General features: G+C 44.5%; 8 protein-coding genes. 1 reads left to right on the top strand and 7 read right to left on the bottom strand.

All coding sequences use genetic code 11. The features are described from left to right. Positions 1 to 10: 10 nt before the first annotated feature. The 5 genes from DEO27_RS02195 to DEO27_RS02175 all read right to left on the bottom strand — a co-directional run bounded on the left by DEO27_RS02195 (position 11) and on the right by DEO27_RS02175 (position 10,881). On the bottom strand, positions 11 to 3,106 hold the full coding sequence (locus DEO27_RS02195; RefSeq protein ID WP_146749996.1) for a DUF6298 domain-containing protein: 3,096 nt from the start codon (positions 3,104 to 3,106) through the stop codon (positions 11 to 13). A 269-nt stretch (positions 3,107 to 3,375) separates the two neighbouring features. Further along, positions 3,376 to 5,037 (bottom strand): polysaccharide lyase family 1 protein, encoded by a 1,662-nt coding sequence (locus DEO27_RS02190; protein WP_112569300.1) that lies wholly within the window; start codon positions 5,035 to 5,037, stop codon positions 3,376 to 3,378. Between the two features lie 64 nt (positions 5,038 to 5,101). Continuing rightward, positions 5,102 to 6,910 (bottom strand): RagB/SusD family nutrient uptake outer membrane protein, encoded by a 1,809-nt coding sequence (locus DEO27_RS02185; RefSeq protein ID WP_112569298.1) that lies wholly within the window; start codon positions 6,908 to 6,910, stop codon positions 5,102 to 5,104. A gap of 12 nt (positions 6,911 to 6,922) precedes the next feature. After that, entirely contained in the window at positions 6,923 to 10,108 is a 3,186-nt protein-coding gene (locus DEO27_RS02180; protein WP_112569296.1) for a SusC/RagA family TonB-linked outer membrane protein, read from the bottom strand. A 107-nt stretch (positions 10,109 to 10,215) separates the two neighbouring features. Then, complete coding sequence (locus DEO27_RS02175; protein WP_112569294.1) at positions 10,216 to 10,881, bottom strand: DUF3826 domain-containing protein; 666 nt, start codon at positions 10,879 to 10,881, stop codon at positions 10,216 to 10,218. Between the two features lie 436 nt (positions 10,882 to 11,317). On the opposite strand from DEO27_RS02175, the gene DEO27_RS02170 reads away from it, so the two are divergent. Further along, positions 11,318 to 12,211 (top strand): AraC family transcriptional regulator, encoded by an 894-nt coding sequence (locus DEO27_RS02170; protein WP_112569292.1) that lies wholly within the window; start codon positions 11,318 to 11,320, stop codon positions 12,209 to 12,211. A gap of 220 nt (positions 12,212 to 12,431) precedes the next feature. Here DEO27_RS02170 and DEO27_RS02165 read toward each other — a convergent pair whose 3' ends face one another. Further along, positions 12,432 to 13,364 carry a dihydrodipicolinate synthase family protein gene (locus tag DEO27_RS02165; RefSeq protein ID WP_112569290.1) on the bottom strand — a complete coding sequence of 311 codons (933 nt, stop codon included), beginning with the start codon at positions 13,362 to 13,364 and terminating at the stop codon, positions 12,432 to 12,434. A gap of 10 nt (positions 13,365 to 13,374) precedes the next feature. Next, positions 13,375 to 14,931 (bottom strand): sodium:solute symporter, encoded by a 1,557-nt coding sequence (locus DEO27_RS02160; RefSeq protein WP_112569288.1) that lies wholly within the window; start codon positions 14,929 to 14,931, stop codon positions 13,375 to 13,377. Positions 14,932 to 15,002: the final 71 nt, after the last annotated feature.

The following is a 15,002-nucleotide window of genomic DNA, read 5'->3' as shown; positions in this document are numbered from 1 at the left end:
TTTCAATCATTCAATTTCTGCTTAGCCACAAAATAGCAGCCTCATTACCTTGCGCTTTAATTTCTGTATTCCCGGCACCTTTTATCGTTTCATTACCGGGTAAAAGTTCACCAGTTCTTGGGTCAATCCATTGTGCTTTATATGTGGTACCCACTGATAAATTAAGATGGATAGCATTACTTCCACCATTGTAAACGATATACCCTTTTAATGAGGCCAATCCCCATTGATCTTTAGGCGAACCCGGCAGATCGGCAGGTTTCATACTGCTTGCATCGGCCAGGAAAGCTTTGTTAGTGTTAGCAGGCAGCACAGGCAATGAGCCACCGGCTATGAAAACAGCCCAACCGAAACGGTCATAATCATCAGCAGAAAACAATACCGCTTTATCAGGGTATTTGGCGCGATACTCGTGAACCGCGCGATAAACCTGCTCAAATGATGTTGCCTTTGGTTTTAAAATGCGGGCCTGCTGGCGTGGTGCAAGGCTCTGACCACCTTCAGGTTGGTAAGCCGTTCCGTTGGCCTGGTAATACCAGTAACGGATATCTATTACGTTGATCACCGAAGCTGTCGCCGAGTTGGCAAGAATGGCATCCTGCACATCCTTTGTGGCGCTTAAACCTATGATCTGTTTCTTTTTATGCGTGGTTTCCCATTGTTTAATGGTCTCTACCCAAAACTTCATAAAATGCAACGGACCGGTAAACTCTGCCCCTATCTGCTGGATTACACCAGTATTGCCGGCAAAGTTGTCCATGCATTTGTTGATGTAAGCGATATGAAGCTTACGGCGAGAAGGATCGTTTTCATCATAAAACTGCTCGGCCATAAACTGGCGCTTGTCACCGGCATAAGGTACGGGTTCGGGAAAACCACTGCCATTGATGTTATTGGCCGTACGCCAAGGAAAATCAGTGTAATGCGCTCCTGCCTCAATGATATTATGCTGAAAGTAGTTTTGATGAACCAGTACCAAACCTTTTTCATCGGCCAAATCGGCAAATTGTTTAAGGCGGTTCCAGTACCAAGTATTGTATTTAGTAAGATCGTATTTGCTTAAGCCATCGTAAGCCAGTTCTTTACCACTGCGGGCAAAAGGCAACTCATAAAACGGTGCCCAAACATCACCATCCATCCGGCGAATGCGCTCATGATCATCACGACGGCGATCATACCATAAACCGTAGTTATGTTCAAAAACCACGATATTATCTTTCTTCATCCAATCGGTTACCGCATTAAGATCGTCAGTTAAACCGGTTCCGGTTTGTCCGGGTACCCAACGGGAGATAGCTGGCTTGGCCTCTTTTTCCGTATAATCCGGATGAACCGTACCATTCCACCATGGTGTTTCAAAATGTTTCCCGGTTAGCACAACATTACCACGGGTTAACCAACCGTTGGTAACAGTCATTTTAGGGGCTAAACTTTTCGGTGCGATGGCTTTATATCCAATTTCATCAATAGTTTTTGCACCAGCCGACTCAACGCTAATTGTATTTCTTTTTGGCGATTGATCTATCCAGTTACTGATGGTTACAGCCGGTTTACGGGCAGCAGCCATTAACTCGGCAGCCTGCTCAACTGTGGGGCTGCTTGATGGCTCAGTGGCCGGATACAAGATATCGGCTTGTTTGCTTACATCTTTGTTAAGCCTGTTAGCTAATTGGGTGTAGTAAAAGCTGCGTGGGCTTATGGTGCTGTTTGGTGTGCTCCAATAGCCATCGCCTGCAAATTGCGCCCATGTACCAAAAGCCCAGTTTTGAGCAGTTGGCGGCTGGTAATTATCAACGCGCGCTGCTGTACAATTCCAGAACAGGCTGTTGGCAGCGCTCCATCCGGCACCCTGCCCGTCCTGTCCGCGGTTCATATAGCTTAGGGGCTGCCCGTCGATATTTGCGATATCAAACAAAACGCCCGAAGCCCAGCTATCAATACCTCCGCTGAAACCCAACGAACCTACCGACATACATTGCACAAATGCGTTTGGCCCCGGCGCGCAATACCCGGTGGCAAAATCATGAAATCCCTGCTCAGAATATAAACGCTGAAACAGGTTTTGCCCGCCCATAGTCAGAAAGGTGTTTCGTCGCTGTCCGCCTATTTCTGAAACTGGCGCGAGCGATTTACAATCCTCAACTGTAACCCGGTTACCGGTAGTGCCAACAAATACCGCCGAGCCTGCAAAATGTTCGAACGTTACCTGCCGCACCCAGGCATCGCTTACGTTTTCCATGGTGATAGCCATCCAGCGGTGAGCTTCATCTTTGGCATTAGCAGTGTTATAAGCCGACTGTAGTTTTAGGTTTTCGATACCTACCTGCGCGATCCTGCCAGGCCATTGGTAGGCTGCTATTAAGCCCCCTCCGTAAGTAGTATCTAAAGCTGTTGTTAAGGGCGCATTAAGGGTTACGGTGTTGCCATCAACCGAGGTTACTTTACGGTCCCAGTAAATATCACGTTCGCCGGGTTTCCAGGCCAAGGCGGTTAGGTCGCCACCAAAATGATCGGTTTTGATGGTACTTATCCAGGCCTGTGTACTTGGACGGTGGATTAAAACCGGATCGCCGGTTTTAAGATCCGCGCCATCCGCAATATGCACCGTATTGGCGTTTACCGGTACGTAAGCATCAGTAATTTTAATTTCTTTGGATGTTTTCCGGTCATTTTTACCGGCTACGTGGATAAAAGTTTCCCTATCCGTTCCGGCAGCGAATAGTACGGTACCGTTAGCTCCCATCCCACTTCCACGTAAAACAACGCCTGATGCATTTATTTTAAGGCTACCATTAACCTGGTAAGTGCCTTTGTTGAGCAGAACCGCCCCACGAAATCCGTCTTTATCGGCAGGTAAACCGGCAACATAATCTAAAGCGGCCTGGATCCTCAGTGTAGCATTACCTGCTTTTACAGGTACTACAACTTTTACAGGCACAAAAGGGATGGGCTTTTCGGAAGCCATGTACCCGCAGTATGAATAATCAGGAATACGGTCGCCGTTTGGGGCAACTGCGTAAGTTAGCTTGCCGTTTTTATCGGCAGTAACGGGCGGCTGTGGTTTAGGGGCTTTTTTCTTATCCTGTGCAAATAAGGGGGAATGCATAAGCATCCCCCCAGTCATTAAACCAACCCAAATATAAATCCTTGAAAACCTCAATCCCCGCATTATAGCAGTTGTTTAAAATGTAATTTTTTTCATTGCCGTTGGTTTTAACCAACGGTTATAGAAGCTAAAAAATCCGGGCTTCAGCCAAATTATGCATTGTCATTTGGGCTAAAGCCCTTTGTTTCCATTTATTATTCCGTTGGTTAAAACCAACGGCAATGATTTTTATAAACGGCGCAAATGACTTCAAGGCTTTCTATATCTCTTTACTTTAACGAAGCCAATTTCTTTTCGCCTTTAGCGGCTACTGTATTTAAATATACTTCGATATTGGTATAACCACCGCCATTTTTTGCAGGCAAGGCCGAGTCTTTACCATCTTTAGGGTTCAGGCCATGAGCGGTTTCCCAATCATCCGGCAAACCATCATGATCCGAATCTTTGTAAGGCGTGCCTTTGTATTCAGGGTAGCCACCCACCTGCCATGGAGCAGTGATAATACCCAGCTTGTACGAGTCTTTAGGTAATTTACGCACTTTAAACTGGTAAGCGGTATCGGTTTCCATTTCCTTGTAAGTAATTTTACCGGTGCGTACCTGCTCGGTGATGCGCACATCAACGGGGTCGCGTTTGGGTAGGGTTGCTCCGGCGTTTGCCACAACAAATTTGAAAGCATCCTTTGCCGACATGATCGTCATTGAAGGCATAGGAAACGGATCATCCGATTTCATGTAATCTTTATATTCACCTGCATCAGGCAATTCTTTACCACCGGCACCTTCAACCTGGATACCACCGTTCCAGGCGTCTTTAGTTACTTCAGGATAACCTTCCATAATATTGCCAGAGGCATAAACCCTGCCGAATACTTTCTCCTTCAGTTTGCTCCTGCCCGATTCCGGTTTCAGGATGCGGTGGCCTACCGGCTCATCTTTTGGTGTAACCGGACCCGGTTTAAAATAGTTATTGATAACGTTGTAGTTGGTAGTATAGTCGCCGCCATCCATTGAACGGTGGTGCCAGTTAAATACCACGTTGTTTACAAAGTTGTAAACACCATTCCAACCTACAGATGGGTTACGGCCTGTATTATCAGCCCAAAGGTTACGCATTAATGAGCTGTTTTCGCCCCCGGTTGTCGAACCGAAAGCATGGTTCCAGTAATCCAGTGATTCTGAATAGATACAGTTTTGGATGGTGATATTCACGGTACCCAATTTCTCTTCTTTTGAGCCGTCACCAGGGTCAAACATGTGACGATACATAGAGAAGTTCTCGTCCAGGCCCCAGCTTGCAGAAACGTGATCGGCAATGATGTTACCAACCGGGTTACCACCCAAAGCGTCATCCCTGCGGCCAACATTGGTTTCGCCACGACGGAAACGCATGTAGCGGATAACCACATCATGTGTATTTACCCAAAATGATTCCCCGGCAATACAAACGCCATCACCTGGCGCTGTTTGTCCTTCAATGGAAATATATGGGGCCCTCACAATGATCGGTGTTTTGATGCGGATGATACCGGCAACATTAAATACCACGATACGGGCACCACCTTTTTCACAGGCTTCGCGCAGAGTACCGGGGCCATTATCTTCCAAACTGGTAACTACATACACCTTACCGCCACGACCACCAAAAGTGAATTTACCACCACCTTCGGCACCCGGAAAAGCCGGGATCTTAGCCTGCGGCAAATCGGTTGGGCGCGCGGCCCACGGTACATATACCTTGCCTTTTCTTTGATCGGCTTTTATAATGGGCAGTGCAACCGCCCATGCTGAATCTGAACGACGGGTAGCCTCTTTCATCAAAGCTTCACTCTCTGCTTTAACCTTCTCCGGCACTTCAGGGTACTGGGCAAAAGCCGGTTTAGCTAAACCCAATGCCGCTGCTACTAAAAATAAAGCTGTGTGTTTTTTCATATTTGTATCGATAATATTCTTTTTGCTGAGTGATTAGCAGGCACCCATCGTTCCATTAATTTTATTATTGAAGCGGATCAAACGGCCCACCCCAAGTGTTGTTTTGTTGTAAATTGATATTGTTTAACAACGCTGCCGAAGGGATCCCGAAAAAGTAATCACCTGCCTGAACCGCGATGTTGTATGAATCTAAAGCTTTGGTTTTAACTGTGAATGAGGTGCTGTACAGGGCATCTAAAGATGCAGCTGCCGAGGCATCGCGTGTACCGGTGATATAATCTTTAGCGCTCGCGTTGTTGTTCAGGGTAACTGTCAAACCGGTTCTTTTTGTTCCGTTCAGCGTGCTTTCAAGCAGTTTACGGCGACGAAGGTCCCAGTAACGTTTACCCTCAAAGGCGAACTCAATCTTACGCTCGTTCATGATAGCGGTGATCATCTGATCTGGGCTCATGCCCGCGTCTAAGCCATATTGGCTATCGCCACCGGCTTCAATGCCTGCACGTTTTCTGATAGCTATAATATTGGTATAACCGGTAGTTACGTTACCCAACGCTGCGGCGCATTCGGCCTGGTTAAGCAACACTTCGGCATAGCGGATCTCCATCCAATCGGTACCCACATATTGCGCGTTAGATACGCTGATGTTGGGGTCGATAGCTTTACGCAAGTAAAAGCCTGAACCGGTTGCCGATGTAGGTTCGGTAGTTTTAACACCCGAGCCATCTGCCTTGTTGTAGTAAAAATAAGTCCACAGGCGGTATGAGGTATTACCGTTTATAGGCCAGTTACAACCGTTGTAAGCAATGGTTTTGTTAAACCTTGGGTCGCGGTTGGCAAAAAACTTTGAATCATCATAAACGTATTTGGTTGACGCGCCAGGGGCTTTACCATCAAGCATCGGGTATGATTTTACAATATCCCAGGTTGGCTGGTTTGAACCGCCTTTGGTACCTAAATAAGCCGGACGGGTTGCATTATCGTACGTATTGTTATTCTGGTTCTGATCGGTTGTTGATGTGTTATAGCCCGTAACCAAAATAGCTTCAGGGTTGCTGCTGCTTTCGGTAAACCACATATTATCATATGATGGGTTTAAGCCATAGTTATTGGCATTAAGTATCTGAATGGCCTTGTCATTGGCGTCAGCAGCAGCTTGCCAGCGGGCAGCATCATTATTAGCGTTAAACTGAGGGCTTGCATAAGTTAACAATACCCTGCCTTTGAAAGCCGCGGCCGCAGCCGATGAGATCCTGCCGTAGTCGCTTCCGCTCCATTTGGCGGGCAGGTATTTGATACAGCTGTCTAAGTCGCTTACAATTTGGTTAAAGCATTCTGAAGTTTTGTTACGAGGCAATAAAGCCGCGTTTTTAGCGTCCTGACCAATGGCATCCAGCGGTTTTAATACCAGCGGAACACCACCGTATAACCTTACCAGATCAAAATACCTGAAGGCCCGCCAGAAATAAGCCTGTGCTTTATACCTGTTTTTGGTTGATGCCGGTAAAGTACTGGCATCAAGGTCCTGCAGGGATTGGTTGATGTTACGGATGCGGCCGTAGTTATTACTGATGTTTACCGATGTACCGATATCGCCAACGGTTTCGGTAGTAACGGTACCTTTTACGTACGCGTTATCGCTGTAAAACTCGTCGCATTTATCGCCGCCACCACCAAGGGCGCCGCCGGTATCGCCAAACCAGCCGGGCTGATTGGCAGTGTAAAGGTAATTTATGTTTAGTATGGCTACTGTTGAGTCATTAAACACCTGACCGGGAGTACTATGGGTAAGATCCTCCTTATCAAGCACCTTTTTACAGTTTGTAAACAGGGCTGATACGATCAAAGCTGCAAATATGGTTTTAAATAATTTCATGTCTTTCAAAGTTTAGAAGCCTAAGTTTAAACCAAAAGATACTGTACGTAAGTTGGGATATGCCCCAAATGGTGATGAAATATCACGGTAATGATCAGGGAAAGGGTTTACAAAGTTGATAGGGTTTGTTGCTACCACGTATGCCCTTATGCTTGACATGCCAAGCCTTTTGGTTAAACCGGCAGGCAGGGTATAGCTTAAGTTAGCGCTGGAAATATTCCAGGTGAACGGACTAACAAACCAGAAATCACTTGTAGCACTTACATCATCTGAATAGTATGGATCCGGATATCTTGCGTTTGTGTTAGTCGGGGTCCAGTGATCGGCCCAGAATACCGGTCTGTTTTGGTTAGCCGTACCCTGTTTAATGGCCGCGCTCTCAATTGATTGCGTACCGCCCCAGCTCATTCCCATTACCACATTAAGGCTTAGTGTTTTATATGAACCACCTAAGTTTAAACCAAGATTATAGTGGTTGTTGGCTTTATGACCTAAATAAAACTGATCGTTAATATCATTCTGCTTGATGATACCATCGCCGTTTTTATCAACGTAATTGATCATACCAGGAGCCGGAGTGTAACCGAAGATCTTAACGTTTTGCGCGCCACCGGCAGCGGCAGCTCTTTCAGCAATGATCGCGTCGGCATCAGCCTGGGTACGGATGATGCCCAAGGATTTGTAGCCCAATGTACCTGGGTCGCCAGATTTGCCTGTCAAATCCTGGATGGTTCCAACCTGCGCGGCAGCGATATCATATTTGATATATTTATTATCGCTCCATGAAAAGAACGGGCTGAAGTTGTAGCTAAAGTTTGATCCTATTTTATCTTTCCAGCTTACCGATATTTCATAACCAAAAGTATTGATGATACCATAGTTTTCGGCAGATGGCGCGGCGCCAATAGTTACCGGAACCGAGGTATTCAATGAAGCTAACATATCATAACGATGCTCCCAGAAATAATCGGCCGAAACTGATAAACGGTTATTCAGGAAAGCCGCGTCCAAACCGTAGTTTGTTTTCAAGTCGTGGTCCCAGGTTAGGTTAACGTTAGGGATAGCGATGTTTAACAACGCGCCCAGTCCCCTATCGCCATTACCGCCGAAAACCGCACCGCCCTTGTTACCTGTACCAAACTGGTAGTTAACTGCGTACAGGAATGAAGGTGTATTATCAGAACCTAACAAACCTACCGAACCTCTGAATTTCAACAGGTCAACAAAGCTTACTGATTTAAAGAAGTTCTCCTTCGAAATTACCCAACCTGCCGATGCCGAAGGGAAATATCCCCACTGGTGGCCTGGTGCAAAGTTGGTATTGGCATCGGCCCTCATGGCCAGTTCAACCAGGTATTTATCAGCGTAAGCGTAGTTTATCCTGCCTGCAACCGCTTTACGGCCATATTCTTTAACCAATGTAGCCTGGTTTGATGATTGATCACCGATGGTGAAGGTCTGATTGTCTTTTCCGCCTACAATTACACCGTCTGCCTCAGCTGCAACACCTTCGCTGTATGATTCATACTGTTCATACAACGCAAGGGCGGTAATTTCATGCGCGCCAAAGCGTTTGTGGTATGTCAGGTTAGCGTTAAATTGGTAATTATCAGCCAATGATGGTGTAAGACGAACCTTGTCACCATTTTTGATGGCTTTTACACCTACCACAGTGCCTCCCGGGATGTGGTTGTTATCGCCTTCGCCAGAGTATTGGTTGTAATAAAATGTTGAACCATATTGCTTGTTAAAAGCGTTATTGATGTTACGGTTATAGCTTACATTGGCGGTTAACCCGTTAATGCCCGGAATTTCGTAACTCAAATTGGCTAAACCATTAAATACAGTATTATTGTTACCTGTGTAGTTATTTGAATTTTGAACAGCAAAAAAGTTAAGGTTATCGTTATTGCTGGTTCCTAAGTATACAGGATGCCCGTCGATAAAATATTTTTGCCATGGTGGTGCCTGGTTAAGCGACAGAAAGTCGTTATCAGGGCTTTCGCTGGTGCTTGCCAGTTTATACCAGTATATTTTACTTTTGGCAAGATCCTCACTCAATGATAACGATAGTTTTAAACCTTTGGCCACTTTAGCATCAACACTGGCCCTAAAGCCAAAACGGTTGGTATTTACACCTTTAAAGTTTGAATTTTGGTTTACGTAATTGGCTCCTGCAAAATATGTAACCTTATCATTACCGCCGGTTATGCTAAGCGCGTTCCTGGTGGTTACGGCCGGTTTAAATGCCTGTTCCAGGAAATTTTGGTTATTGTTTTTAAAGTACTCCAGCTCATCAGGCGTATAATATTTTAAGTCTTTATTGCTTAAATCGCCGTTGATGTAACCTTCGGGAGTAATGGTGTGGTTATACCTTGTTTGCTCAATATCATTCAGATAAGTAGCCATTTGAACCCCCGACATCATTTTCGGTAACTGAATAGCATCAGCAACACCTACTGATGAACTGAAGCTCACTTTAGGTGCACCTGCCTGACCGCGTTTGGTAGTTACCACAATAACACCATTCGCGCCTAAAATACCATAGATAGCAGCGGCTGCATCCTTCAATATCGAAATATTTTCAACCTCACTCTGATCAAGCAGGTTGAAATCGGCTTCGGTACGTTGTACTCCGTCAATAATATATAAGGGAGTTGTGCTACCACCATTTTTGGCCAGGAAAACCGGGTTACGGATAGTGATAGTACCGCTTTGACCCGGCCTTGCTATACCACCGGTAACGCTAACTGCCGCGTTAGTTCCGCGCAATGCTGCCGCAAGGTTGGTAGTAGGGATATCCTGGATGGTTTTCATATCAACCGGGGCAACAGCGCCTGTTAAATGAATTTTCTTTTGGGTGCCGTAACCAACTACAACCACTTCCTCAAGGGCGTTTTGTGATGGCAACATTTTAAAGTCGGCATTCATTTCGCCAATCTTCAGGGCTTTTTCCTGGTAGTTATAGCCCAGAAATTTAACTCCAACCACAATGGCTTGCAAGTTGGTAGCCTTAAGTGAATACTTACCATCGGCATTGGTTAATGTACCGGTGTTGCTGCCCTTTACCTGTACAGCAACCCCTGGCAGCGGAGCACCTTTCTCGTCCGTAACGACACCCGTTATGTTACGATCCTGGGCTTTTAGCGCGCTGCCTAAACACAGCAACACCGAAAGTAAGAGGAAAAGTTTTCTCATAAACTTGATAATTTAATTTTCATGATCAGGTTAATTAATTGGTATAATTGGTTTGCCCGGCTAAAGCTTATATCATGATACCGGGGATATTTAGGTTAGTTCAAAAATTACTGCTTTGCAGCCTGTCGCTCCTTGATGCGCTTTTGCCATTCTTCCCCCTCCTTCTTCATATCGTAGCCCTGTGCAGACAGGTAGTTATTAATGCGGCCCTTAAATTTGCCAAACCAGGCATGTTTTTTCTCCGATGATTCGGCATCAATGGCGTTTTCCCGTGCTTCCAGCAGCCAGCCTTTAATCTTGCTTTTTTGATCTTCGGTTAGGTTAGGGATTTCGTCCTGGTAAGCGGTGTAGGTGATTGGATAAATGCGGTAAGTCATGCCATCTTTTATCTTATCAACCTCATCGGCACTTAACTCTTTATTTAAGTTCTTGATGTATGCAGTATGTAAAACTTTAACCTGCTTTACCACATCGGTATCTATAAGGGCTATTTTAGTATTAGCACCTGCTTTATCATCTGGCATTTGCGCTTTAATATCGTTTACTTTTGTTTTACGTGCTTCGTAAACTGTGTTTAAATCGTTGTATTGTGCAACCACGATATCACGCACTTTCTTAAATTTTACCGAATCGGTAATGCCTGCCCCGGTAACAATTTTGTTTGAGCGCTCGGTTATTACTTTAATGTAGTTGTTATCAGCAGGGGCCTGTGCAAAAGCGGTGCTGCCTGCAACTGATAATAACAATAGGGCTATGTATTTAAAGTGCTTCATGGTGGTTTTAATTGGTTAAAATATTATACAGCTTATTTAAAAAGCCTCTCAAAAATTCATAGAATACTGCCGTTTTTCACGCAATTAATTGTTTATATCACAATTAATTAAATGTTAAAATCTTGTCAGTTCTAAAAGCCTGATAAAAAGTATAATTAATTTTATTGGTTTATATTTCCTGGTATCCTGCAGCCTGATTTACAAGTTGCTTGAACAAATATCACGTGTTAGGCTTTGCGTTTCCTATTTGTATTTATCTATTTATTATACAATCTTACCATAACCCATTTTTCCTGTAAAGCTAAATTTTTGTCAAAAGAAAATTACATTGTCGCAAATAGGGTTTAATTAAAAATTGTTACTTTTAAAAATATAAACCGAAGCGGCGCATACCTAATCGCCTGCCGATCTGCTAACCTTTATTGATTTTTATAAAATGAAGCCCCATTTCCTTAAGGTTGCGGTAAAACCGCAAAATTCATTCAGTATCAGGCATGATATTTTGCCCACCTTCAGGGGTATCTGGCATTACCATCCTGAGCTTGAATTGCACTACGTAATAAAGGGCGAAGGGGTTAGGTTTATCGGTGATAATATCAGCAATTTTTCGCCAGGCGAAATTACTTTACTTGGTGAGGCCCTGCCGCACTGCTGGCGCTGCAAGGACGAATATTTTTTGCCCGATTCGGGATTGAACGTTGAAGTGATTGTGATTCATTTTTTGCCCGACTGCCTTGGCCGTTACTTGTTAAATTTACCCGAAGCCTACATGCTGCCCAAGCTTTTTGAAAAAGCCAAAAGCGGTATGGTAATTAAGGGCGAAGCAAAAACCGAACTGGCCAAACTGATGCGCCAGGCTGTTGAAGCAACCAACCTCGACAGGATCATTATCCTGTTATCGATATTGAAAGTGCTTGCCGAAAATGAAGAATTTGAACCGATAACGCTATCGCACAGCGACTTCCACCAATCCAACGAATCGGATACCATCCGCCTCAATAAAGTATGTTCATATACACTGGCCAACTATAAGCAGGAGATCAGCCTGGAGAAAATAGCAGCTATCGGCAATCTTAGCGTTACCTCATTCTGCCGCTATTTTAAACTGATGACCAAGAAAACTTACTTTGATTTTTTAACCGAGATCAGGATCAGTCATGCCTGTCGCTTTTTGATTGAGGACAAGCTGCCTACCGAAGTTTTGTGTTTTGAATGCGGTTATAACAATATCTCTAACTTCTACCGTCACTTTAAAAGGGTTACCGGGATGACACCGCTTGAATATAAACGCCGTTACATCAAAGGGCAAAAACAGGCGGTGTCTGCTTGATTTGGTTAAGTCTTAAGTCGTCAACTGAACCCTTAAGTAACAAAGCGAAAATTCTTAAAAGTTTTTTAAAACGATTCAATAAAATTGATATCCTCCAACGTCATTGCGAGGTACGAAGCAATCCCCTACTTTACAGGGCGGATTTACATAGCCTCTCTGCCTGTTGGGGATTGCTTCATACCTCGCAATGACGTTTTTTTATTTTTAAACAGCCTCTTACTTAATATTGATATATACCTATCTCGCTTCGCAACATTGTATAATTGCTATGCAGATCTTCGATCTTATTGCGGATAGCGGGTGAAAAATAACCAACATCGCGCCGGGTGATAGTTGATATTTTCAGACCCCGTTTGGTAAGATAATATTTTGCGATAACCGGGTATACATTGTGCATTACATCCATGTTTTCGGTTAAAAACTCCTGCACCATAGCAACCTCATGCTGACGCGATTCATCTGCATAATGATCACATAACCAAACAATAAGCTCCGGAAAGAAATTACCCTGAATACATGACAATCCTGCCGAACCGGCTTTCAGCGATTCTACCGCGTGGACCATGTAAGCATCATACAAACCAAAGGCTGGGTTAATTTTGCTCGCCTCCAGCTTCTGTTTTACCATGTCAAGATTCAGGCAGGTATCTTTATGATATATTATCCTGCCGGTGGCTGCAAAATGATGAAGCTGCTCTGCCGATAATAACCTTTTGTAGGGCACCGGGCATTCGTAAAAACCTAAAGGAATATTTTTGGTTTGATCGAAGAGATCAAACACGCGGTCATTAAATACCGCATCGGGTTCATCGGCATCGGCCAATAAACTTGAGATGGCAATTACCGCCGAAGTGCCTGTATCATAAACTCTTTTTACAAAATCGGCTTGCTTTTCAACCGGGCCGCCAAAGGTTCCAGTAGCAACTACGGGCACAGCGCCGTCAACAGTTTCAACCACGTGCCTGATAATGGCCAGCCGCTCCTCACCACTCAGTTCAAACATTTCGCTTGAGAGACAATTGGCAAACACACCGGCGGCGCCGGCGCGTAAATACATTTCGGTAAGGCGGGTCAGGGCTACATAATCAACCGCGCCGTTATCTTTAAAAGGCGTTAACATTACCGGGATAAAACCCTTTTTTGATTGTTCCATTTGATGATGATTAAACTGTTAACTGCCTGGTTTTGGTTAAAAATATTCCTGTTAAAAATATGGCAAGCGTACCCGCAACAATGATCATATTGGTATTGAGCGTGCTGCGGAGAGCGGCATACTGTTCCGGAATGAGCGATGGAAAAGTAAGCCAAAGGATCACTAAAACGCCAATAATACTGGCGATAATGGCTTCATGGTTACGGGTTTGCCTGCTAATAATGCCCAGCAAAAACAAGCCCAGCATACCCGCGGCAAAAATGCCCGAAAGCTGCCACCACAAATCAAGGATACTCTTTACCCCTATCATGGCTATCCCAGCCGCCATACCCGCGAACCCGAAAAGTACGGTGCCAATATGCAGGGCATTCAAAGTATTTTTGTCGTTGAGTTGTGGCTTAAAATACCTTTTATAGATATCGATGGTAAAAACAGTAGCTGAGGCGTTCATGCCCGAACTGATGGTACTCATAGCGGCCGATAAAATAGCTGCCACAATAACGCCAACCAGCCCTGCCGGGATTTTGGTAACCATAAAATGCGGCATGATCTTATCACCGTAATCAGCAGGCGTAAGTTTGCTTATAAATGCCGAAACCTCATTTGCCGAAGCCGTAGCAGGCAGGCGCTCAATGGCTACCTGGTGTTTAAGGCTCAGGATCAGATCCGGATGCTGACTGTAGTAAGCATATAAGCATGAGCCTATTACAAAAAACAGAAAAGATGCAGGTACATAAATACCAACGCAAAGCCAAACCGATTTGGCCGCCTGTTTAGTAGATGTAGCAGCATGATAACGCTGAATATAGTTTTGATCCATCCCAAAATTGTTAAGATTGATGAAAAACCCGTAGAATAGGATCACCCAAAATGTCGGCTCGGTGAGGTTAAGCGAAAAACTGCCAAGACTAAATTTATGATCGGCTTTGCCAATTTCTACAATCTTATCAAAGCCGCCGGGGATACTGTTTATCACCAGGTAAATGATCAGCAAAGCTCCTAAAGTTTTAATGATAGCCTGTACCACCTCCGTCCAGATCACAGCCTTGATCCCTCCGGATACGGTATACAATATGATGGAGATGCCCATAACGATCATGATGGTCTTCATAGAGAGCCCGGTAAGCGCCTGCAAACTCAATGCAATGCCGAAAAACACGGATCCCATGCGGGCTATCTGCGTAAGCAAAAAACATATAACCGCGTAAACCCTTGCCCAGGGACCAAAGCGTTTTTCAAAATGCGTATAGGCCGATATATTACCGGTGTTACGATAAAATGGTATAAAATATTTAACCGCTATCCATGCTGCAAATGGCATGGACAAGCTAAATACAAAAGCGTTCCAGTTGCCCCCGTAAGCTTTGCCGGGTACTCCCAAAAAGGTGTTACTGCTTAAAAAAGTGGCATAAATTGATAAACCGATGGCCCAGCCGGGTATTAAACCTGAAGCAACGGTGAACTGCTCGGCATTTTTATTTTTACGCGAAAAATAAAAACCAACCAGTACCATAGCTATAAGGTAAATACCTATAATCGCGAAATCTAACACAGGCAACACTTTCATGCGTTAATCGGGTAGTACGGTAAAAATTAGTATTGTGGTTTAAAATTGTATAACAAATTTAACGCACCACG

The organism is Mucilaginibacter rubeus (assembly GCF_003286415.2).
Taxonomy (GTDB): Bacteria; Bacteroidota; Bacteroidia; order Sphingobacteriales; family Sphingobacteriaceae; genus Mucilaginibacter; species Mucilaginibacter rubeus_A.
The sequence above is the reverse complement of the archived record's forward strand: the minus strand, read 5'-3'. Positions and strand labels throughout refer to the sequence as shown.

What these genes read in the sequence shown, in the direction of transcription:
- DEO27_RS02195 (WP_146749996.1), bottom strand. Translation starts at nt 3,106, where the DNA reads ATGCATTCCCCCTTATTTGCACAGGATAAGAAAAAAGCCCCTAAACCA.
- DEO27_RS02190 (WP_112569300.1), bottom strand. Translation starts at nt 5,037, where the DNA reads ATGAAAAAACACACAGCTTTATTTTTAGTAGCAGCGGCATTGGGTTTA.
- DEO27_RS02185 (WP_112569298.1), bottom strand. Translation starts at nt 6,910, where the DNA reads ATGAAATTATTTAAAACCATATTTGCAGCTTTGATCGTATCAGCCCTG.
- DEO27_RS02180 (WP_112569296.1), bottom strand. Translation starts at nt 10,108, where the DNA reads ATGAGAAAACTTTTCCTCTTACTTTCGGTGTTGCTGTGTTTAGGCAGC.
- DEO27_RS02175 (WP_112569294.1), bottom strand. Translation starts at nt 10,881, where the DNA reads ATGAAGCACTTTAAATACATAGCCCTATTGTTATTATCAGTTGCAGGC.
- DEO27_RS02170 (WP_112569292.1), top strand. Translation starts at nt 11,318, where the DNA reads ATGAAGCCCCATTTCCTTAAGGTTGCGGTAAAACCGCAAAATTCATTC.
- DEO27_RS02165 (WP_112569290.1), bottom strand. Translation starts at nt 13,364, where the DNA reads ATGGAACAATCAAAAAAGGGTTTTATCCCGGTAATGTTAACGCCTTTT.
- DEO27_RS02160 (WP_112569288.1), bottom strand. Translation starts at nt 14,931, where the DNA reads ATGAAAGTGTTGCCTGTGTTAGATTTCGCGATTATAGGTATTTACCTT.